At 57.9% G+C, this 22,561-nt stretch carries 16 protein-coding genes and 1 pseudogene; 4 read left to right on the plus strand and 13 right to left on the minus strand.

Annotation, left to right across the window (positions count from 1 at the left end; all coding sequences use genetic code 11):
• Window positions 1–201 precede the first annotated feature (201 nt).
• The 3 genes from tnpA to tnpC are packed head-to-tail and all read left to right on the plus strand — an operon-like array spanning window position 202 to window position 2,543.
• Entirely contained in the window at window positions 202–603 is a 402-nt protein-coding gene (gene tnpA, locus ACPTTC_RS33145) for an IS66-like element accessory protein TnpA (RefSeq protein WP_423391978.1), read from the plus strand.
• A gap of 44 nt (window positions 604–647) precedes the next feature.
• Window positions 648–941, plus strand: coding sequence for an IS66 family insertion sequence element accessory protein TnpB (gene tnpB / locus ACPTTC_RS33150; protein ID WP_057929670.1), 294 nt, complete (start codon window positions 648–650; stop codon window positions 939–941).
• 51 nt (window positions 942–992) lie between these two features.
• On the plus strand, window positions 993–2,543 hold the full coding sequence (tnpC, locus tag ACPTTC_RS33155; protein ID WP_423391979.1) for an IS66 family transposase: 1,551 nt from the start codon (window positions 993–995) through the stop codon (window positions 2,541–2,543).
• Between the two features lie 141 nt (window positions 2,544–2,684).
• Here the strand turns inward: tnpC and ACPTTC_RS33160 are convergent.
• The 13 genes and pseudogenes from ACPTTC_RS33160 to ACPTTC_RS33220 form a co-directional block, all read right to left on the minus strand.
• Window positions 2,685–3,319: pseudogene (locus ACPTTC_RS33160) on the minus strand (transposase); the annotation flags it as partial.
• Window positions 3,320–3,607: 288 nt separating this feature from the next.
• Window positions 3,608–6,361 carry an RNaseH domain-containing protein gene (locus ACPTTC_RS33165; protein WP_423395552.1) on the minus strand — a complete coding sequence of 918 codons (2,754 nt, stop codon included), beginning with the start codon at window positions 6,359–6,361 and terminating at the stop codon, window positions 3,608–3,610.
• A 13-nt stretch (window positions 6,362–6,374) separates the two neighbouring features.
• The gene (locus ACPTTC_RS33170) at window positions 6,375–9,836 is read right to left on the minus strand and encodes an ATP-binding protein (RefSeq protein WP_423395553.1); all 3,462 of its coding nucleotides are present in this window, start codon (window positions 9,834–9,836) and stop codon (window positions 6,375–6,377) included.
• Entirely contained in the window at window positions 9,833–11,335 is a 1,503-nt protein-coding gene (locus ACPTTC_RS33175) for a hypothetical protein (protein ID WP_423395554.1), read from the minus strand. The genes ACPTTC_RS33170 and ACPTTC_RS33175 overlap by 4 nt, the downstream gene beginning before the upstream one ends.
• A 251-nt stretch (window positions 11,336–11,586) precedes the next feature.
• Complete coding sequence (locus ACPTTC_RS33180) at window positions 11,587–12,294, minus strand: PqiC family protein (protein ID WP_423395555.1); 708 nt, start codon at window positions 12,292–12,294, stop codon at window positions 11,587–11,589.
• Window positions 12,291–13,931 carry an intermembrane transport protein PqiB gene (locus ACPTTC_RS33185; protein WP_423395556.1) on the minus strand — a complete coding sequence of 547 codons (1,641 nt, stop codon included), beginning with the start codon at window positions 13,929–13,931 and terminating at the stop codon, window positions 12,291–12,293. The genes ACPTTC_RS33180 and ACPTTC_RS33185 overlap by 4 nt, the downstream gene beginning before the upstream one ends.
• Window positions 13,924–14,562 carry a paraquat-inducible protein A gene (locus tag ACPTTC_RS33190; protein WP_423395557.1) on the minus strand — a complete coding sequence of 213 codons (639 nt, stop codon included), beginning with the start codon at window positions 14,560–14,562 and terminating at the stop codon, window positions 13,924–13,926. Before ACPTTC_RS33190 ends, ACPTTC_RS33185 begins: the two co-directional genes overlap by 8 nt.
• Window positions 14,559–15,200, minus strand: coding sequence for a paraquat-inducible protein A (locus ACPTTC_RS33195; RefSeq protein ID WP_423395558.1), 642 nt, complete (start codon window positions 15,198–15,200; stop codon window positions 14,559–14,561). Before ACPTTC_RS33195 ends, ACPTTC_RS33190 begins: the two co-directional genes overlap by 4 nt.
• A 95-nt stretch (window positions 15,201–15,295) precedes the next feature.
• Complete coding sequence (locus ACPTTC_RS33200; protein ID WP_423395559.1) at window positions 15,296–15,742, minus strand: MarR family winged helix-turn-helix transcriptional regulator; 447 nt, start codon at window positions 15,740–15,742, stop codon at window positions 15,296–15,298.
• A gap of 24 nt (window positions 15,743–15,766) precedes the next feature.
• Complete coding sequence (locus ACPTTC_RS33205) at window positions 15,767–17,251, minus strand: MdtP family multidrug efflux transporter outer membrane subunit (RefSeq protein ID WP_423395560.1); 1,485 nt, start codon at window positions 17,249–17,251, stop codon at window positions 15,767–15,769.
• Window positions 17,252–17,253: 2 nt separating this feature from the next.
• Window positions 17,254–19,341: an FUSC family protein gene (locus tag ACPTTC_RS33210; protein WP_423395561.1), complete on the minus strand. Its 2,088-nt coding sequence runs from the start codon at window positions 19,339–19,341 to the stop codon at window positions 17,254–17,256.
• Window positions 19,342–19,348: 7 nt separating this feature from the next.
• Complete coding sequence (gene mdtN / locus ACPTTC_RS33215) at window positions 19,349–20,404, minus strand: multidrug transporter subunit MdtN (protein WP_423395562.1); 1,056 nt, start codon at window positions 20,402–20,404, stop codon at window positions 19,349–19,351.
• A gap of 14 nt (window positions 20,405–20,418) precedes the next feature.
• Entirely contained in the window at window positions 20,419–20,724 is a 306-nt protein-coding gene (locus ACPTTC_RS33220; protein ID WP_423395563.1) for a YtcA family lipoprotein, read from the minus strand.
• Window positions 20,725–21,158: 434 nt separating this feature from the next.
• Here ACPTTC_RS33220 and ACPTTC_RS33225 point away from each other — a divergent pair, with 434 nt between their 5' ends.
• Entirely contained in the window at window positions 21,159–22,559 is a 1,401-nt protein-coding gene (locus ACPTTC_RS33225; RefSeq protein ID WP_423395564.1) for a cytochrome ubiquinol oxidase subunit I, read from the plus strand.
• Window positions 22,560–22,561 lie beyond the last annotated feature (2 nt).

Consider the following 22,561-nt stretch of genomic DNA (forward strand, 5'->3'; position numbering starts at 1 on the left):
GACCATCCGTCGCTTCCCAAAACCCGTATGGACTTCCGGCAGACATCATGCCGCGCCACTAATTGGGACGGAAGCGTGCGACTACATCATGCAGGCCAGATCCGGCTTCGATCGGATGTAAGCGCTCGACATGTACCGTCTGTTCGTGAGAGCGCGGCATAGGCAATCTGATTCCCATCAGATGTAATGGGAATCAGATCGATGAAGCCAGTAGTGCATGGAAGACAACCGGGATCGAGGAACTACACGAAGGAGTTTCGGGAAGCGGTTGCTGCTGAAGCGAACGATCCGAATCGTTCAATTGCCGAAGTGGCCCGTGCGCATGGCTTGAATGCCAATATGGTCGCGCAGTGGCGGAGAAGCTTACTGGAAGCGCAACGTGCAACTTCGACACCAAGCATCGCGCTGCTGCCAGTTGATGTGATCGATCTGCCATCGAAAAACGTCCCAAACCACTCTCTGCCGCAAACGCTGGATGTGTCGGCGAGCCCGGCGATGTCGCCGAGCTGTGAAATCGAGATCGAGGTTGGCAAGCGACGTATCCGCATCCGCGGCGTGTCACAGGAGTTCGCTGAACGGTATCTACGAGAGTGCCTGAAGTGATTCCGCCGAACACGCGAATCTGGATCGCGGCGGGCGTCACGGACATGCGTTCCGGCTTTAACTCGTTGGCCTCGAAAGTACAGACGGTGCTAGAGAAAGATCCGTTCTCCGGACACGTGTTTGTGTTTCGGGGCAAGCGAGGTGACTTGCTGAAGTGCTTGTGGTGGTGTGACGGCGGCCTGTGCCTTCTCTCGAAGCGCCTCGAGAAAGGACGCTTCGCGTGGCCGCGCGCCGATGCCGGCGTTGTCGCGCTGACGACCGCTCAGCTCGCGCTCTTGCTCGAGGGTTTCGATTGGCGGCAGCCGATCGATGCAGCGCGCCCGCGAAGCGCATTGTAAACGTTCATTACGCGTGGCGAGCTTGAGGGTGGCGTCGTGTAAGCTCACTGCATGTCTGCTGCTCCCGCCGATCTCCCCGATGACATTGACGCGCTGAAGGCGATGGTCGCCAATTTGCGCGAGCAGCTCTCGTCGCGCGCGATCGAGATCGAACATCTGAAGCTGACGATCGCCAAGCTGCGCCGGATGCAGTTTGGCCGGAAATCGGAGAAGCTGGATCGCCAGATCGAACAGCTTGAATTGCGGCTGGAAGACCTGCAGGCCGATGAAGGCTCGGCCGATATGGCCACCGCTCCTGCGTTGAAACGGCCGAGTCGCGAAGGTGTGGGCCGCAAGCCGTTGCCCGATCACCTTGAGCGCGAAGAGCGCATCCATCTGCCCGCGGACGATGACTGCCCCGATTGCGGCGGCCAACTCAAACTGCTGGGCGAAGACGTCGCGGAACAGCTCGAATACGTCCGGGCGCACTTCCGCGTGATCCGCCACCGCCGTCCGAAGCTGGCCTGCGCATGCTGCGATCGCATCGTACAGGCCGCGGCACCGAGTCGACCGATCGATCGTGGCATCCCGGGTCCGGCGCTGCTCGCGCACATTGCCGTGTCGAAGTTCGCGTACCACATCCCGCTGCATCGCCAGGCAGTCATGTACGCGCGCGACGGCGTCGAGATCGAGCCGGGTGCGATGGGGTATTGGATGGGAAGCATCACGGCGCTGCTTGCACCGCTGGTCGACACCGTACGCCGATACACGTTAGCCGGCGGCAAGGTTCACGGGGACGACACGCCGCTGCCTGTGCTGGCACCCTGCAACGGTCGCACAAAGACAGGACGCCTGTGGGTCTACGTGCGTGATGACCGGCCGAGTGCCTCCGAAGAGCCGGCGGCGGTCTGGTTCACCTATACGCCGGATCGACGTGGTGAACATCCCCAGCAGCATCTCGCGCACTTCGCCGGCGTGCTGCAGGCCGATGCGTTTGCCGGCTATGCCGAGCTGTATCGCGGCGGCACCATCCAGGAAGCTGCATGTATGGCCCACGCTCGCCGGAAAATCCACGACCTGCATGCGGTGCGTCCCAATGCCGTAACCGAAGAGGCACTGCACAGGATCGGCGCGCTCTACAAGATCGAAGAGCAGATCCGCGGCAAACCGCCCGATGAACGACGCAGAGTACGTCAGGCACAAGCGGTGCCGTTGCTCGACGACATGAAGCTCTGGTTCGAAGCGACGCTCGCCACGCTCTCTGCGAAATCCGACACGACCAAGGCACTTCGGTATGCGATGAATCGCTGGTCGGCACTGGTCTATTACTGCAGCGACGGGCAGGTGGAGATCGACAACCTGATCGCCGAGCGGGCGCTGCGTGGCGTCGCGATCGGGAGGCGCAACTACTTGTTCGCCGGCGCCGACTCCGGTGGTGAACGGGCCGCCGCGATGTATAGCCTGATCGGCACGGCGCGCCTGAACGGCCTCGATCCGGAGGCGTATCTCGCTTACGTGCTCGAGCGTATCGCTGACCATCCGGTCAATCGCGTCGATGAGCTGCTGCCGTGGCATGTGGCGCCGTTGTTGCCGTCTACCGCTCACGTCGATCCCATCCGATAGCATCGCGGATACCCCTCCGTCAACGACATGCGCTACGGTGCTGATCGGGTGCTTACGATCGGATCGCTATAGGCCGGATAGATAAACGCGAGTCGTCTATCGCCACCAGTCTGCGCTTGCGGTTTGCGGGTGGACCATAGAGAAATCCATACTCCAGATTTCGTTGATCGTAGTCACGATATGCTTAGGCTGCCGTAGTCGTGCCGACTTGTTGCGCCGCGGCCGCTTATGCCGCAGCGACAGGCCTTCCGCCCGATACAGCCTGTAGACGCGCTTGCAATTATCTCGCCAGCCTTCCCGTCGCAGGACCACGTGAACGCGTCGATACCCGTAGTGCACGCGCGTGGCGGTGATCTCCTTGATACGCATGAGCAGTACCGACGAATCGCGTGCGACTGACTGATACCGATACAGCGAACGAGACATGCCAAACAACGCACAGGTCTTCGTCAGACTCGTTCGATAGCGATCACGCAACTCATCGATCAACATGCGCCGACGGGCAGGCTTCAGAGCTTTTTTGCTAGTACGTCCTGCAGCATGGCCTTATCCAGGCTCAGGTCCGCCACGAGTCGCTTCAGCTTCGCGTTTTCCTCCTCGAGCTGGCGCAACCGGCGCAACTCAGAAGGTCCCAACCCTCCGAATTTCTTCTTCCAATTGTAGAAAGTCGCCTCGCTAATTCCGAGCTTGCGGCAGATCTCTTCGACCTTCGTACCCAGCTCGGCTTGCTTCAGTGCAAATGCGATCTGCTCTTCCGTAAACTTGCTCGTCTTCATAGCATGGCCTTCGTGTCCGCTCGGACACATCATGCCGAATTTCTCTACTTTTGAACCGGACTATTTCTTGGGTCAGGGTCAGATTGAAAGGCAACGTCATTGTGGTCGGCTGACAACTAGGGAGTTGCTGATGCGTCTGCCCAAAGGGCCGCTTTACTGCGTCGGCGTATTGCCTTGGACTGATGATGCTAGCCGAGTCGTTCGGGCCGACCAAACCATAACCTACCGACGCACAGCTCTCAAAGTTATGTCTACATGTACTGCTTCAAATTTCCTCGATGTATTCAGTCAATAGCGCATATAGTCTCCAAGTTTGTCGATCGCAAAAAGCGGTGACGGCACCTTAACCCAGATATCACCTCGAGCTTGCGGAACACCGATCCGGAGCAATTCCGAAAAGATAGCGAGCTGGTCGGGATCATCATCTGGTTGGGCCTGCAAGATGACAAACTCCGTGCCTCGCGGAGTCTGGTGCTGGCCATATTGTGGCGTGAAGAGCGATGCACCTCCACCCCGTCGATCGGGAAGCAGCATGCTTCTATAACAACTCGTTCCGCGCTTAGTTTGACCAGGCGGGCCATAGGACCAGTAGGTAGGTGCCAGACTGCAGGATACTGAGAACAATCTCATAACAGACGTGGCCACTGCAAGGCGGTTACCGTCGGCATGTGTAATATCGTGCTCGCGCAGAGCCACCATAGTAGGCGCCTGGTCCCGTACCCGAATGATGCGCAGCCCGCTCCAGTTCTCTCTCCCACCCGTCTCACCGTCGAGGGCTTGCTGTCCGAATTTGGCAGCCCGATCCGTTAAGCGTGTCCACATGCTTGCATTTCGGGTCGAGTCGATGAACACAACTGAATTTGGGTCCCGTTCGGCCGCCTCATCCAACACTTCGGCCAGGAACTTTTGAAAGAAGGTGGGTGCGTTTTTCTTATTCGGCAACTCAAGTCGAGTTCGCCTAGCCACATAGCCTAACCCTTCGTCGAACCGCATCCAATCAGTGTAGATCGGCTCGCTTTCCAGATGAGCCAATCGGATCATCGGTCGGCTGTCTTTCGAATCAATACGAACCGCCGCAACGACTGTCCCTCGCCTTTCTCCCATGAACAGACTGACGGATCCGATAGCGACGACCTGTCGCGGTCGCGTCTTCTCCTTGGGGAACGCACGTTCGATTGCCGGGACGAGGCCCATGACGCAACCAGAGTGACCGTAAACCAGATCCAGAATAGCGGCCTGCAACCGCATCAGATAGTTGTCCAACTTTTGAGCACGCGCGGGTAGCAAATATTGCACGGTCGCTCCCAACTCAGTGGCAAGTGTGCGGCGGCATGCCGGTTTGTTGATTGAGTCATCCGGAAGACGCTTGCCATCAACAGAATACCAATCATCAGCCTGGATTAAAAACATCGGACGTGGTCCAAGGCCAAGACTCTTGGCGAAGTTCGCCCAAACATTACAGCGAAAGGTCATGCGCTCCATTTTTCCAGTACCTGGCTCGCTCCCTTCCAATACTTCGCGGGGACCGTGTGCACCGATAGGAATTTCCCCAACCAGTACATCGACGGCTTTCCCGAGCATCATACGAGCAACCGTCTGCATCCAGACCTTCTCAAGAGGTGACTGCACCAGAATGCAAAGCGTTCTACGTTCGTTATCGTCAGCGATACCACTGGCGTGCACCATTTCACTTACCACTCCAGCGACGTTCGAGTAACGTCGATCTAGCACGGGTCTCTTGCTGCCAAACCAGTCACTCAACGATCTTTTAGTGAGCGCCAGTACTCGCTTATCAAGCAGTTCGGGAGTAGAAGGCTCTTCATCGTTGTCCTCCTCGGTCGTTGCTTCGAGCAATTGTGACAGGATAAGCGGTGCACGCAGGACGCTGAGACGAGGTAGACGAGGGGTATTCCGCTTTACTTCGAAGAAGTCGGAAAAAGGCTCGAAACCATGCGAGCTCAATCGCTCGACGATACGTTCGAATCCTGCAAGTTGGTCCGCAACCGGGACACCGGCTTTCAGTCGCGACTTGGGTGTTTCTGCCAAGCCCGCGCGTTGCATGACCAAGGCACGCGTGTCACCTCCAGATGGATACCAAACAATCTTTTCATGAGAGTATCCCGGGGTGAGGGAAAGCGCTGACTCGAGCTGCTCATAGGCTTGGTCAGTCTTCCATCCAGTGTTACGAACGTAGTCCAGATCGAATCGAAACGCGAGACCGGGGCGCTGACCTGGAGCAAACACAAAGCCACCAATGCGATCAATCTTGAACGGATTTTTAACAAGTGAGGTCGCCCAACGACGACGTGAGAACCTGAGGTAGATGATCGGTTGCGAAGTCCCTGGAACGGTTTGGATCGAAACGCTGCAGACCAAGCTAAAATCATGGCCATCCGCGGTTGTTGGCAAAGTCATCAGCTCAGCTGCATCAAATTGCGGTGAATCTACGACCCGAAAAACGGAGCCAAGGTCCGGAAAAATTTCGACACCCTCGAGCATCGACGCTATTTCACCAGCGGTTACGTGATATCGACTTGGTTGCCCTTTCGGCACTGTTCCCCAAGGGAACAGTCGGATCCTATGACGCTCGAATCTGAGTAATTTGTTTCCGGCAACGCAATTACGCATCTGTTCGATACCCACGATGGGTACGCCAAATTTTATCGCAAAATGAGTAAGCGGACCGTCAATCCAGTGCGCGACCGCGTCAACAACATCTTGCTCACGCAACTGATCTGCGTGCACGTAACCGAACGGTAAAATCTCAGTGGAATTCATTATGCGCTTTGTTTCAACATCACGCGAAAGCGATACCCACCCCGGTTGAATCAATTGAAGCCGCGTCGACAACGTCACAAAAGGAAGATGAAGAATACCGACTCCGCGACGTTGCTTTGCGTTGCTGGCAGCCTGACTCGCGATCCAGCTGAGTGTCTGTGCTGCATCGTCAGTCCAGCCGATGCTTACCATCTCGCTGTCAAAGGCTGGAGCAATCGCATTAAACTGAAGCGCCATCGAGATATGCTTATATTCGATACTCATTCGCTGGTCCTTTTTACTGTACGGGACTGTTGCTTTCCCATAACGGCGACGCATTAATATCACCGCCATCGTCTTTATTGCAATTTTTCACTTGCTCGACATTCGACGAATAAAGTCCAGATATATTTTCCAATGCGGAATAAAATGATCCAAACAACTCTTTGAACAAGAGCGCCTCCCGCAGGTTGCTCGACGTTATCCCTTTCTCCAAAATCCGACGCAACTGAATTAGCATACTGGTTGCCTCGGTGTCCTCACGCTGGAAACTGGATTCCTCGGCCCATGACCTGTCTACAAAAAAGCATTGCACAGGGCATCCGTTGCGCATAGCGCGACCAATCGTCTGTAACAAAGGCACGGCAACGTTGGCGGTAAATGGCGTAAATAGTTCTTTACCGAGCGATCTAGCATAAAGAGGATGCCGCAAGAGGTGACCCACATTGCGATATAGCAGGCTCCGGGCTTGCTTGAGCTCCTGCGAAAAATCGTCCAGATTTTCAGTGGCCGTGAGGTCACGGCGATCGAATTCGACGGTCGACTGTGCTCCGATGCTCACGAGAAAATTCAGATCGTCCGGCGAGGGGTGTGGGCGCGTAAGGAAGTACAGTGTTCCTATTGTGGCGTCACGTTGACGAGGTCCGTTACTAAACACGACGTTGGTACCGCGACCTAGCGCTCCCATAGGAAAAATCAAAATATCCCAGTCGGCACTGTCGCCCAACGACTCGACCATACTCGACGTGACATAGCCTTGTAGCGAAGCATTTGAAGGTATTTTGTTGACGACAGCGATAGTGCGATCTCGCCATGCGGGATAGCGTTGATCAATGAATTGCTTGAGCATCAGGCTGTGATCGTAACTATTGACCACGAATGCGGCCTTACGACCTATCCCATGCTGGACGTCAAAGGTGGCACAATCCGTGACAAGTCGCGCTTTCTGAGGCCCTCCATCGAGCAAGCCCGCGACCATTTTTTGTAAGTTGTTAAGACGAGTGCGCTCGGAACTCACTCCGCTGTAGCGCAACGGTTCATGCTCGAGCGAGTCCGGGTCGGGAATCGGCCGGAAAGCGTAGTAGGACGGTGTATCCGACGTCGTCGGCTCCGCTCTACGCAACAAGTACGAAGGCTCGATCGCAAGATGAAATGCTGGACTGCTAGGAAAGTAACTGGTGGCACTAGTCAAAAGTACCGCGGGCCCGCTTCGTACCCCATCGGCCTCCGCTATCCACTGATGAAGACGATACATGAACGCGCGGGGTGCGCCTGAGAATACGATGTATTGCAATTTCACGTCGCGGTCATTGGTGCGCTTCGACTGAACCTCTTGATCGGTAAAGAAGCGTACGCCGGACAAACTACCCAGCAGGTTGTCTGGGCAGGACATGAGCAACTCTGCCGAACAGCGTTCATCAACTCTGATTGGCAAAATCACGCCGTCGCTGGCGAGCGCCTCCAGTCGAAATTCCAGACGGCGATACGACAGCACGGTGAACGTGACTGAGATTAGAAGCCGGACGAGCATTTTCCGCGTCGCCGGATCACTCGACTGCACGTAGGGTGACAGGATCTCCTCGATCGTGTCTTCTTGCGCATTTCGATCTCGAAGTGATGTCGTGTTGAGCCATGCCGTCAATTCCAGCCGTAGCCTATTGGCATCTTCATCAACGCTTGCAAGCGTACGCTTGAGTGTCTCGGCCACCCTGCGCCAACGACGACTGTCGCGCCGCGGCGATTCAGTTGCTATTTCCCTGCGTGACTGAAACGCGGCTATGGCAGCATCCTCCCAAATATAGCTCAACGCCTCTTTTGCTCGCGCCTGCATATCCATCCGGCCGGACAATGGACTGAGACTGCCATCGTGTTTTGGAGTCAACCAGTCACCGATCAGTCGTAAGGGCGTTAGGAGCAGACCGCTGAGTGCATTACGGTGCCTTTCGTCGAGACGATGGATCGCAGAGATGAGACTAATGTTCAGCTTTTCGAACTCGGCACACTCAAGTGAAAATTGCACAAAGCTCTCGTCACGAAGTCGTGCGTTTGCCCCGATCGCAAGGACACGAAGCGACGCATCCTGAATATCGTGGTGAAACGAAGATCGATATCCCGACAATTTCAGTTGCGCGATGCCACTCATGTCCAACGCTTGCTGCGCGCTATCTGCCTCATCGAAAATGACGACATCAAAATTGCGAGCGATCAGGTCAAAGTAGCGTTCGTTGTAGGTCGTTGTATGAGGTGGTACATGAGTGTCTGCGGAACGAATGTGCCCGAGCCATATCACCATGTCCGGTAATTCGCGTGATGCCTTGTTACGCGAACACAGTGTCCACACAGGACAAAGATGCGGCTCAGATCCTTTCCTGCTTTTGGTAGTGCCATCGCTTGACTTCGACTGCAAGATCGAGCGGCAGAAATGGTCCTCGACGGAGAACGCGTTGGCCGGAGCCGATGTCAAGCACGGCAACGCACAGACGCCCTCAAACAATGGGGTTGAAGTTACAGTACTGCCAAATCCGCGCAGTGGGTCGTGCGTGGCGAGCGATTCCGCGAGCTTGAATGCATGAGTTTGCTTCGATTTTTGACTTTGGCCGACAAGTAAGCCTGCCGCAACGTCATAGCGCCGCAGATCGTCCAGATACTGGCGACAAACCTCAATTGATGGAAAAAATACCGCTGTCTTGATGCCGCGCACACCGAGGTAGCGCAGTAGACAGACAAGCAACGTCGTTTTTCCGGCGCCAGGAACTCCGATCAGATGCTTAACACCCTGAAGCGTGATGGACGGCTCCGAGACGAGCGTGCCTGCTTCGCTTGGCGACATCAAATTCGTGGCACGCATGCGTTTCGCCCAGTTTCCTGGTCGCGACCGCTTCATCTCTTGATCGATCGCATCCATCTGCTCGGCTTCTTTTATCAAGTCAGCCCATGCAATCGTCAACGCCGTACGACGACGTTTCCGCTCAGCATGCTTGGGTGGTGGCTGCAAGTTTTGGGGTAGTCCCTTGATCGGATAGCGGCGGGTTTCCCCATCAAAAGAAATACTGACGCACATTTCCCGATCGGGAACGGCAGACGATAAATCATGAGCGATCGGCGCGGCGGGGAGATAAAGTTCCCTAAGTGCAGTCTGAAGAGGATCACTAATCAAATCAAAAATCGGACTGAATTCCAGTGTCTTTTCGTTGATCTCGAATCGAAAGCCTTTTCCTTCAGCAGTGAAGCTTGCGAAGTCGTTGTATCGCCCCGCCGCCGCTCGCAGCGCCGCGAGCGTTCCAAGCCCACTGCAGCATCGACGTAGGTTCTCCAAGGCGATCTGCTTGCTCTTCAGCAGCGTGCTACCTGTGACGGACTGATATCCCATCAGGAGCACCGGAGCGTGAACAAGTGAGTTCTCGCCTAGCTCATGGTGCATGAATCCGCACAATAGATCGAGGCGCTGCAGTCCGAGTTGATTTAAGCGTTGGGGCGTCAAAATGAATTCTCCATTTTCGCCAGCAACTGACCGACTGACATAAATTCCAGCGTGAGCGAGCCAGAATATCGGGCGCGCACAATATCAAGGTAGCCTCGGAAGCGTGATATTGCCTGATCGTTGATAGCGACAATTCGCCTATTGAATGGCGCGAGACCCAGGTTCCCTTTGTTTAATTTATCTGCAAGAATAAATGGACTGGAATAGCTCTTTACATCAATGCCGACGCTGTCGTCCTGGAGACTCAAATCGCAAGCGTCCAGAGCAGGGTACATTCGGGGACCCAGCTGATGAACATTCGCTTTTCGATAAAGCGTGCACTCGTCGATACCTGGACCGATCCAGTACATCAGGATATGTGACTTGGCTACAACCGTATCTGATGTCCACACATAGGATAAATTCTCCAGCGGCTTATCGAATTGCTTGCATTGAGGCGTCGGACATGCAACAAGCGTCGAGATTGCGCTAGAACGCCTCATTGGAACGCCACAGCATTCGCAAAGATACATCTTCCCACCAACCAAGTGGTGCGGCTGGACAAGCTCGTAGCAGCTTGACAGGAAAGGGCCCGCGAGCTGCAAGTTGAGAGTCCTTGTGAACTTCTGCAACTCTTGCGTCGTTGTCACAGGGTGCTCCGTCACACTACGTCTGAGCTCCGAATATGCTGCTTCCTGGCGACCGACGAATTGCTCGCTGATCGCCCGCAACGCGTCAAACGCGAGCTTTTCCCGCAAATCAAGCTCGGAGTACGATTGCCGGGCGAGCTCGGCGCAGTCGAGTGTTGGAATTCGGCGATCTGGATCAAGCAGACGGATTCCGTGATAAGGAAACGCCGGATTCGAATAGACTTCCAACTGCCATGCGTCGGCCGACAGGGGATGCCGGCACCTGTCCAATAAAGCATGAACCGATCCGACAGTGTCCTCTTTGCCCGCAGACACGTAGAAGCTTGCTAGCAACAGCATGGCCTGCGACAGCAGCGGGCTCATCGTTGCATCGTGAACAAGGACAGCACCATCTCGAATCGACTGATACTGCTGCACGATGCCGGCTGCAAGGAGCTGAGTGGCGACCGCTGCGTTCTCGAAGTCGATTTTTTCGATGACAAGGTCTGAGGCCTCACTTGTCCGGAGAACATCGTCGATAGTTTCAAGATGCAACGCAAGAAATTCTGCCGAGTATCTTTGCAAATATGTGCCAACCTCACCCCGTTTCCAACCGAGCGATACGAGAAAGCGGGCAGCAATCAGTTGCACAAGATGGTGCCATCCAAACTTCTTTCCATCTGCGGGCGAAAGGATACGATACGAGCGATAGCTCTTTACGAGGCCTTTGGTGATTTCAGGGAGATAGACATTTTCTCGAATTGCATGCGCCACGCACAGCGCTGTCGCTTTGCGGACAAGCTCGTCCATAGAGCCGGACCACTCCTGTTCCTTCTGCAACGCCCGCGCCAAGGAGGACATTTTCGTCACAGTGGAATATTCCACGGTCATGAGTGGAATATTCCACTCATGACCGATGCCCTACCTCAGCACATTTCCTTCGAAATGAACCGCCTACGCGGCCCCTGCGGTCCGCCCCCCAAATACAGGCTTGCACCGCGCGTTGTCTTTCCATATCGATCATCATCTTCCTCGCGTTGCTGCTATCAAACATTGTCGAGAATTCGTGGACTTCGATATCGTTTGCCGCAAACTCTGATTTGACGATGCCCGTGCGACGTACACCGGAGGATTCGTGACCGTCAATTACGGCAAGCCGCAACCGGAGCTGATAGGTTCGCGATCGAAGTGTTCGCCTTCATGGGCCGCCCCGGCTCGGTGGATGTCGCGATACGCGTGCGCCCGTCTTCCATCGCCCGAACCCCTACTGCAATGCTTCTCGCCAGTTGACCGAGAGCTCTCTTGTGGCCCGAGACAAGCGCGTCATAGCCATCTGTAACAGGCTCGACCACGTCCGTGCGACAGGTCATCACCACCTGCGAGCCGACAGAGCGCACACTCCACACGGCGCCAAGCGCGACCTGCTTGTTTAACCATGAGTCGAAGTGCACTACATTCACACTGACGCGGTACACGGGCATGTCACGTGGATGCCCGGAATTCTCGACATCGATCGTGCCAAGCTGCGTAGCAAGATCGCCGGATAGGGTGCGCCGGATTTCGTCGGCGGGCGGCGACGCCCAGCGCTCTTGCTCTAGAATCGCGACTTGAGTGGCGCTCTTCTGGATGACAAGCTGGTTTCTCGCTACCTGATCGGGTACGTTGACGGCGAGCACCTGGATCAGGAACGGCGGTGAGGCCGGCGTGCTGCTCGACGTGCCAACATTGTCTGTCCCCAGGGTATAGAAACGCGCTGGTGGCGACGCGCAGCCAGCCAGCAGGGCTGCCGCAATCGCGACACTCCCGGCGCCCGAGGCGAGGCAAGTCAGTCGTTGCAGGCGTGCGGTCATGGCTTGTCTCCAGGTTTGCCTTGCAGCAGCGATTCGGGGTGCCGCTCCAGATAATCAGCGAGCATGTTGAGCGACTGCAGCGTATGCGTCAGTTCCTTCAACGCGCCGCGCACGTCGGACTGCAGCGGCGAGTCCTGCTGCAGCGTCGCCTCCGCGGCGGTAAAGGTCTGCTTCGCTGCCGACAGCGTGTCGCGCGCCTGCGGCGCCACCTGCGTGTCGAGCTGCTTGAACAGCTTGTTCGCATTCCCAAGCGCGCTGTTCAGATTCGCGCCGATCTGGTCGAACGGTACCTTGTCGAGCTTCTTCGCAATGTCAGCCACCTGCGACTGCAATTCGTCGAGCGTGTTCGCCACGGTAGGCAATTCAACCGTCTCTTGGCTGATGTCGACCTTCACAGCCGGAGCCGTCGGGAAAAAATCCAGTGCCACATAGAGCTGGTTCGTCAGCAAGTTGCCTGTACGCAACTGCCCGCGCAGCCCGTGCTCGACCAGCCGCTGCAGAATTTGCCTACGCTCCAGCTCCCCCTTGCTCCGAATCGCATCCCTGAAACTCTTACCGAGCCGCTCCGGATACAGGTTCATCGCCACGGGCATCTTGAAGTTCTTCGCCTTCGAGTCATAGTCGATGCCGATATTCGTGACTTCACCGAGCACGATACCCCGGAAGTCGACCGGCGCACCCACCGCGAGCCCTCGCAGCGATTGGTTGAAATTCATCACGACGTGTTCGCGTTCGCCGTCAGGATCGCGCATTGCTTGTGTCTCGTCCGACGCGAGCTGGAACACCATATCGTGCGCGGCCACCTCGCCGACTGGGTGATCGGCCGGCGACTGGAACGCGATACCGCCGAGAATCACCGTCGCGAGCGACTGCGTATTGAGTTTGAGCCCACTCGAGTCGAGGCGCAGATCAACGCCGCTCGCCTGCCACCAGCGCGAATTCTCGCGGACGTACTGATCATACGGCGCGTTGACGAACACCGTGAACGTGACGCCCGTGCCGAGCTTGTCCAGCGAGAAGCCGACCACCTGCCCAACCTGTACGCGCCGGTAATAGACAGGCGAACCGATATCGATAGAGCCGAGCGAATCACCACGCAGCGCGTACTGAGTGCCGTGCTGGTCGCCCGTCACGGCTGGTGGCGTTTCAAGCCCAGTGAACGTGCGCTCGACTTCCTTTGAACGACCAGCGTCGACGCCAATGTATGCGCCCGACAGCAGCGTGCCCAGCCCCGATACGCCGGTCGCGCCAATGCGTGGCCGCACGACCCAGAACCGCGCGCCCTTCACAGCGAAATCTTCCGCTTCCTTCTTAAGCCGGACATCAATCAGCACATGCGACAGATCTTTCGCGAGTCGAATCGTTTCGACCGTTCCGACTTCGACATCCTTATATTTCACCTGTGTCTTGCCGGGTTCGAGCCCTTCAGCATTGGAGAAGCTGATCGTGATTTCCGGCCCGCGCTCGCGCACCGATTTGACGACAAGGCCGACGCCGATCAGCGCGGCGATCAGCGGCACAAGCCACACGAGTGACGGCAACCAGCCGGCACGCTTAGCGATCACCGGATCGGCAATGGACGGAGGTTGGCCAGCGCCTGCGTTCGAATCGTGTTGCGGGACTTTGGGACTATTCATGGTGAATTTCAGAGGTTTCGACTGGATCCCAAATCAGGCGAGGATCGAACTGCAACGACGCTAGCATCGTCAGGATTACGACCGAGCCAAATGCGAGCGCTCCGGGGCCGGCAGTGATGACGGCGAGCGAACGGAAGTGGACGAGCGCAACGGTAAGCGTCACGACGAAGATGTCGAGCATCGACCAGCGGCCAATGTGTTCGACAACCCGATAGAGCCTGGTCCGCTGCATCGGACGCCAGGAGGAACGGCGCTGCGCGGTGATCACAAGGATCAGCAGGACGCAGAGCTTGAGCATCGGTACGAGAATGCTGGCGACAAACACGACCACCGCGAGCAGCCAGTCGCCCGACACCCAGAAGTAGACGACACCGCTCATAATCGTGTCCGACTGTGAGCCGACGATCGACGACGTGCGCATCATCGGCAACAGATTGGCCGGCACGTACAGAATCATTGCCGCGACCAGGAGCGCCCAGGTGCGCGCGAGACTGTTCGGAGCGCGCAGGTGCAGCGCGACGCCACAGCGTGCGCAATGCGTTCGCGCCCCCTGCAGATCAACAGCAAACGGCTGAACAAGACCGCAGACGTGGCAGTTCGCCATGCCTTCCCGAGCAGCGGTAATCTTCATCGGATCGCATCTCCACCGTCGGTATCGTTGTCGCTGCGAAGTCCGTCCGCCAGATCCCATAACACACACGGGTCGACCATCACGACAACGGTCAGCATCAGCGTGAGCGCCGCAAACGCGAACAGAGCCGCTTCGGGCACCACTCGAGCGAGACTCACCATCTTCACGATCGTGACGAGGATACCCAGCATGAACACCTCGATCATCCCCCACGGGCGCATCAGTCCGATCACGCGCAACACCGTGCCGAAACCGGGCGGAATACGGCCGGAGCGCAACGGCAACATCACGTAGAGCAGCGCCGCCATCTCAGCGAGCGGAAACAGCAGCGCGGCGCAGAACACCATCGCGGCAACGACGCCCATGCCCTGATTCCACAATGCCTCCAGCGCACCGAGCAGCGTAGTCTGCACGTGCATGCCGTTCACGTTCATCTCAAGGATCGGACAGACCTGCGCGATGACGAACGTGATCAATGCGGCGAGCGTGAACGCACAAACTCGGTCGAGCGGCAACGCTCCGGCTCGATACAGCAGTTCGTTACAACGTGGACAACGTGCGTGCGTGCCGCCGGCAAGCAGCGACTTACGCAGCAATGTGTCGCATATATGGCAGGCAATCAGCGCGGTCTGTGGCATGAGGCGACACTCGCTCGATAGGTTTAAGGAAGCAGGTGGCGGTAGAGACGAGTGCTTCAAAGCCGACCAGCAAGGAGCAGCTGCGACGTAACGGGTCATATATCGATCTCCCCGAGGATGCGCTGGAGAAACCGTTTGAGAAACATTCGTTCCTCCGCCGACAGTCGCATCAGCACGACCCGCTCGGCCTCTGCAACGACGGACGGGACGCGCTCTGCGATCCTCATTCCTGGCGCCGTGAGCGACAGATCCAGCGCGCGGTGATCTTGGCTGTTGCGGCTTCGCACGATCAGAGCGCGACGTTCAAGATCCTGCGCAAGACGCGAGAGACGACTCGTGCCGCAACCGAGCGATTTCGCGAGCGCCTGGCACGACATCGTGTCATGACGCGCGAGATGGACGAGCGCGCTGCCGTGCGAGAACTGAATTTCCAGTACCGACTGCATTCTCTGGTTCAGCGCCTGCCGGACCGCAAGCTGGACGCCCAGCATCGTGCGGAAACTGTCAATCTCACGCGGCACGTCGGGAAAGGTGGACCTCAAGGACTGGCTCAACATAATGTACCTCTACCGCGGCTTCAGGACGACCGACGCATCCGACCGGTAGCCGCCGCCAAGCGCCTTGGTCAACGCGATGTCCTGGCCGATGCGCCGGCCGTCAAGATCGAGCAGCGCGATCCGCTCCAAGATCACTGCCTGCTTCGCCTCAACGGAGGTCAACCGGCTGGCTAGCCCGCGCCGGTAGTGCGCGTTGGCACTATCCTGGGAAAACGTGACGGCCTGGATCTTCTGCGTTTGCAACTTCGCCTGGGCATCGAGGTCGTCCAACCGGCTGCCAGTCGTCGCGACATCGCGCACAGCATTCAGGACCGATTGGTTGTACTGCAGGATCAGCAGATTACTTGCGTTGCGAGCGTTGCCGAGGTTCGCATTGAGCCGCCCCCCGTCGAACACCGGCAGGTACAAGCCTGGTACAAGATTAATCTGCTGGCTCGCATGCGTGAACAGATCACCCAGATGCAGAGCGTTTACGCCGAAGAACGCTTTGATGTCGAAACTTGGATAGAACGCAGCCTTGGCTGCATCGATCTTGCTAAACGACGCTTCGATATACCAGCGCATCGCTTGCAAATCCGGTCTTCGCGCCAACAGCTCGTACGACAGCATCGACGGCAGCGACGACGGCGGTTGCGGCAACGGTACGGGCCGAATCTCAGGCAGATCCGTCGGTCCCGCGCCGAGCAGCGCACGCAGCGCTTCGCGAAACTGCACGACCCGCCCCCGGGCGGCCACGATCTCCCGCTCAGTCGCCAGTTTCTGCGCATGTGCAAGCTCCGTCTGCGTCTTCGGCTCAAGCCCACGGGCCGCGCGTGCTGCATGCGCGTCCATCGAAAACGCGGCCACATCGTGCAGTTGCGTCATCAAATCGATGAGGCGATAGGTCGTCTGAATACCATAGTAAAGCTGCGCAACATCGGCGGACACCTCCAGCTCGATCGCAGAAGTCTCGACCACCCGCGCGTTGTGCACGCCCATCGCTGCCGCCACCTGCGCGCGCTGTTTGCCCCAGATATCGACGTCGAGGCTCGCGCCGAGACCGACGATGCCCTCCGTATACCACGGCCCGGACGCGCCGAGCAGCGGCTCGTTGCCAGAATAGGCGCCCAGGAAGCCGTTGCTCGACACGCGCTCCCGGTCCACCGACCCAAGCGCGCTCACCTGCAGGTTGGTCCCCGCTTTCACCAAATCAACATCGGATTTGGCCTGCGACACGCGCGTGCGCGCGATCGCCATCGTCGGCGAATCGGCCAGCGCCTGGTCAACCAACGCGTCGAGCTGCGGATCGCCGTAGCGTGTCCACCAGCGCGCCGATGGCCACCCGTCCTGCGCCAAATGAATGTCGCCAGCAATGCGGATGCGTTCCGGATCGAGCGTCGCCATCGGCTTGGTGTCGTGACGAATCAGCGCGCATGCGGACAGTCCGCACAGCAACGTGGCGACGGCAATACGGCGCAACGACGAACAGCGAAGTCGGATCAACGAATCGATCATGCTTATGAAGCTCGGGAAGTCATTACTGGAGCAACGCGCTTCGGCGCACAGGCGGGCAAGCTCGCTACCTGATCGGCGAGGTCGCCAGCGCGGGTCAGCAGCCGGTCGTACGCAGAATGCGACGCGTCGCCCTGCAGGACAGACAGATTCGCCGCGCAGCGATCCGACAGCGCCGCAATAGACACCGGCAGTGGTGGGTCAATTGCCAGCGGGTGCTCGGTTAAAGCATTCGCATAGCTGTCGAGCGCCCCGGCCAGTTCGGCCTGAAACGCGACCGTCCCCTCAGCAATCACAGCCGGCAAGCGCTGCGCATCCCGCTCCGCCCCGAACGCATCGGTCGCCAGCAGGATTTCCCGCGTACGCACCAGCAGCATCTGCATGCGCAAGGTGAAACTCTCGTGCTCGCCGTCGGCCATTTGCCAGCCAGGTTCGAGCGCGACGCGCGCCGACATCGCTTCGCTATCGCCGAGTTCAGCCCAGAGACTGACCGGGACCGGTCCCGGCACAGCGGAGCGAAGTTGCGTACTGATCCGGCTCAGCAGCTTCGCAACGCGCTGACGCAACGCCTCACCCTCGGCCTCGGGCCACAAAAACGCGTGAACGACCGCGGACACGCCCACGCCGAGCAGGATCCCGATCATCCGGTCGCGGATCTCCGTGAGATTGGTGGTCGGGCCGAAATGCTCAAGCACGGCCAGCGAGAACGTAAACATGATCTGGGTGCCCGCGTAACTGACGCGCTCCGATCCCGCCGATACCCAAGCGGCTAGCGCAATCACCGGCAATGTCATCAACAACAATCCGACGATGTCGTCGAGCCGCGGCATGACCCAGACGACAATCGCGAGCGCTAGCGCGCTGCCGACCGCCGCACCGCCGAGCCGTAGCACCGCGCGCTGCATCGATGCGCCGAGGCTCGGCTGCGCGACGATCAGACAGGTCAGCATCATCGTATGAATGCCTTGCCAGTCAGTCGCGACGTAGAAAACATAGCTGCACATGGCCGCCATCAGTGTCTTCAGTGCGAATTGCGTGTAGACCGGATTGGTGAAGGCATCTGGCACCAGCATGCGCTCCTTCTCGACCGTGGATTCAACATCGGGAGGCGCCATGGATCGATCCGCAAACGTCAGCAACGCGTCACGCATTTCCACTAGCGCGCCCGGTAATCCTTCCGTCACCAGCCCGACCAGCGCTCCCGGCGCGACGAAGCGGGTGTCCGCCTCGACCGCGTCGGCTAAACACCGAACGGCATCGCGCAGCAATGGAAGCACGTCGACCACCCGCCCTTCGGTAGAACTCGGCAGATGGTCGGCTGCGGCGTACAGACGCGACACTGTCACCACACGAACCAGATGCAACGCCCGGTTCACGCGATACGTTGCATCGCGCATCATCGCGAAACGGAGCAGCTTCTGTAACGTCAGCGTGCCTGCCTGGATATCTTGCGCTGTCGGGCCACCCACCGGTGCGTGTCGTTCGAGCCCAGCCAAGATCGCGTCAACGACATTGAGTTGTCCGCACAGGGCAGCACGAAGCTGACGCACTGGTTCGACAGGTAACAACAACGTATTGATCACAAGCGTCACCGCGATCGCATAGTTGACGGCGACCCATACCCACAACACCGCGCGCACCAGCAGTTCAGCCTGATCGGTTTGATCGACAAAGGTCTGCGAGTAAATGACGATGATGCCGACGATAAAGAACACTACGCCGATCTTGGCTACCCGCATCATGTAGACGCTGAAGAAAAACAGCGCACCAATCAGCAGAATCCTTAGTAGTGGATAGTCGTAGGTGTACTTGAACACCAAGATCGAGCTACCGACGGCGAGCGTCGACCCGAGAATGAATAGAACACCAATCAGGCGTGTCACCACGACGTTCGCCTGCGTCACGAAGAACACCACGATCAGCGACACCGCCAGCAGCGGCACCTGCAGTGCCATCGACACGACGATGACAATGGCACTGGCGAGCACACAACGCAGCATCACGTTCACGCGTCCTGGGTACGAACGGATCTCACCGCCGACGAAGCTCACGAGGCGTTGGAGACGGCTCGACGCGAATTGCGCAGTGCTCATGCCACGCTCACCGCGCCGTATTGTGCGCAGCAGCGTCGCGCCGAAGCGTCGCGACCGCCGAGGTACCAACTCGAAATAGGTCTGGGTCCGGGTTGTGCACCGCAATCTTGACCGGAAAGCGCTGGGACACGTGCACCCAGTTGATACTGCGCGCCACGCGCGGCAACCCTTCCAGCACCACCCCGCCATCGTCGGGCAGCACGCCATAGCTGATCGAATCGATTGTCCCGCCGAAACGCGTGCCCGTATCGCTCGTCAAATAGACGGTCGCCGGCATCCCCGCGCGCACATCTTTCAGATCGGTTTCGCGGAAATTCGCGATTACGTACCATTGCCGCGTATCGATTAGAGTAAAGACCGGCTTGAGCGCCGACGCGAACTGGCCAACGGTCGTACGCAATGCGGCGACCCGTCCGTCGAACGGCGCGCGCACCTCGGTGTACTCGAGATTCAACTCAGCGATCGAAATCTGCGCTTCGATTTCAGCGCGCTGCGCGACCAGCGCATCCACACCGCTGACCGCCGCGGATGCCTGCTGCGCCTGCAGCATCGCTGCATTCAATTCAGCTTGTGCCGCGCGCTGCGCGGTGTGAGCCCGATCAACATCTTCCGCCGATGTATAACCTGGCGCGAGTAACGGCTCCATCCGGCGCAGTGTGACCGTAGCCTGCGCGGCCTGCGCGCGCGAACGCTCGACAGCTGCCTTCACAGAATCCGCGTTGTACTGCTGGGCGTTGACCGTGCGCTGCGTGAGCCCGATCTGTTTATCGAGGGTAACGAGCCGCGCGCGCGCCTGGTTCAGCGCGTCCTGGTACGGCCGAGGATCGATCTGGAACAGCAGGTCACCGCGCTTTACCCGCTGGTTGTCGCGCACCGGCATTGCGATAATCTTGCCGTTGACTTCCGGGACTACGTTAATCGTGTCCGCATAAACGTAGGCGTCGTCGGTCGTCGGAGACTGGTCGAGACGCCATACGACGATGCCGAGCAGCACCAGCATAGCAATCACGATGAACCATACAAGCGGGGACTTTTTGCGCGATGCGCCGGAAGCGTCGGACATAACGGTACGCGGAATCAGTGAGGAAAGAAGAGCAGCCAGAGGGTCATCGCGAACGCCCCGGCGAGCGCTGGGTAGCTAATCGCTAGAGGCGCGAGCAACGCGCGCTTGCGGCTCCTGTCCAGCACGACATGAACAACCACAACCCCAAGCACACCACCAACGATACAGAACAGCCAGTCCGGAAAAGCCGCGCCGAACACGGCAACCGACGGTGCGGACGCGCATCCTTCGAGCAACAGACTGGCCGCAATCAAAGCAAGATTCAAAGCGATAGACAGACGCATCGGCAAATTACTCAAGGCAACGGACGAAAACGGCATGACAGCATGGCGCGAGGTTGATTTGGCGATCGAACGTACGCGATAAGATGAGGCTAGGGTGTGCGGTTTAAACGCTAGTCGCCGTTTCTACTTCGAATTGACAACATTCATCAATGTCAAGCACGCTCAGTGTGCGACTCGATTGTGAATAGTAACCGCGGCGCCGGATCAATGAAATTGTCAAAACACACAATCCGCATTGTCGATTGTCACAATTTCACAGTTGTCACAAATACATTTGGTTAAAACCACAATAGATCGATAGTTCCCGCATGCACGCTGCACACCCATGCGCCCCATGCCTAAACGGTCTGACCAGTTTTGTGAGACGCATACTACGCGTGCGCCTGACTACCCGGCTCTTAGATATGCATTGACTTTGCGTGTCACTATTGATTATAAGAACGTAATTTCAACTAGGCGATGGAGTGGAGATGGAGATATTCGATGCACTTCATCTGGCGAGACTGCAATTTGCGTTCACGGTGTCGGTTCACATCATCTTTCCCGCCATCAGTATCGGCATGGCCAGCTTTCTAGCTGTACTCGAGTGGCGCTGGCTCGCGACCCGCGACAACGCTTATAGGGACATGTTCGTATTCTGGTCAAAGATCTTCGCGATCGGCTTCGGCATGGGCGTCGTCTCCGGTGTCGTGATGGCCTACGAGTTCGGCACAAACTGGAGCGGCTTCTCGAGCGTCGCCGGCAATATCACCGGGCCGCTGCTCACGTATGAAGTGTTGACCGCGTTCTTCCTCGAAGCAGGCTTTCTCGGTGTGATGTTGTTCGGTTGGCAGCGGGTGGGCGAACGCGCCCATTTCTTCGCAACGCTGATGGTCGCGGCAGGCACGCTCGTGTCGACATTCTGGATTCTTGCCTCCAATAGCTTCATGCAGACACCGCAGGGTTATGCAATCCATAACGGCAAGATCGTCCCCGTCGACTGGCTCGCTGTGATCTTCAATCCTTCGTTTCCGTACCGTCTCGCGCACATGGCGATCGCCGCGTTCATCGTCGCGGGCTTCATCGTGGCCGCGTGCGGCGCATGGCATTTGCTGAAGGGGCGCCGCGACGAGCCCGTCAAGCGCAGCTTCTCGATGGCGCTTTGGTTGCTGCTAATCCTGACACCAATACAGATCTTCGTCGGCGATGCACACGGTCTCAATACGCGACAGTATCAACCCGCGAAGATCGCCGCGATCGAAGGGTTGTGGGAAACGGAAAAAGGCGGAACGGCACTCAATCTGATCGGACTGCCTGATATGCAGGCCGAGGTCACACGCTACACAATCCAGGTTCCTCATCTCGGAAGCCTGATCCTTACCCACAGTTGGGATGGTGAAATTCGTGGGCTGAAGGAGTTTCCTCCTGAAGACCGCCCGTATTCTCCTATCGTGTTCTGGTCGTTCCGCATCATGGCGGGGCTCGGGATGCTGATGCTTCTGACCACACTGCTCGGCCTGTTGCTAAGAAAAGGCGGGTGCCTCTATGAATCACGCTGGTATCAGTGGTTCGTGCTGTCCATGGGGCCGTCGGGCCTCATCGCACTGCTAGCCGGCTGGATCACGACTGAAGTCGGGCGTCAACCGTGGACCGTTTATGGTGTGTTGCGCACTGCAGATTCCGTATCGCCCGTCACCGCACAGCAGACTGGCATATCGCTGTTGATTTTTGTCGTGGTGTATTTCCTGGTGTTCGGATCCGGAGTCTATTACATGATGAAACTGATGGCTGGCGGGCCGGTGGAGAAAGCCGGCCCAGCTAAACTCCGCCGGCATCCGGGTTTGCACAAGAGCGCGCTATCAACACCACACGACACCAACCGAGCGGAGTAACG

This window comes from Burkholderia mycopellens (genome assembly GCF_964265025.1).
Taxonomy (GTDB): Bacteria; Pseudomonadota; Gammaproteobacteria; order Burkholderiales; family Burkholderiaceae; genus Burkholderia.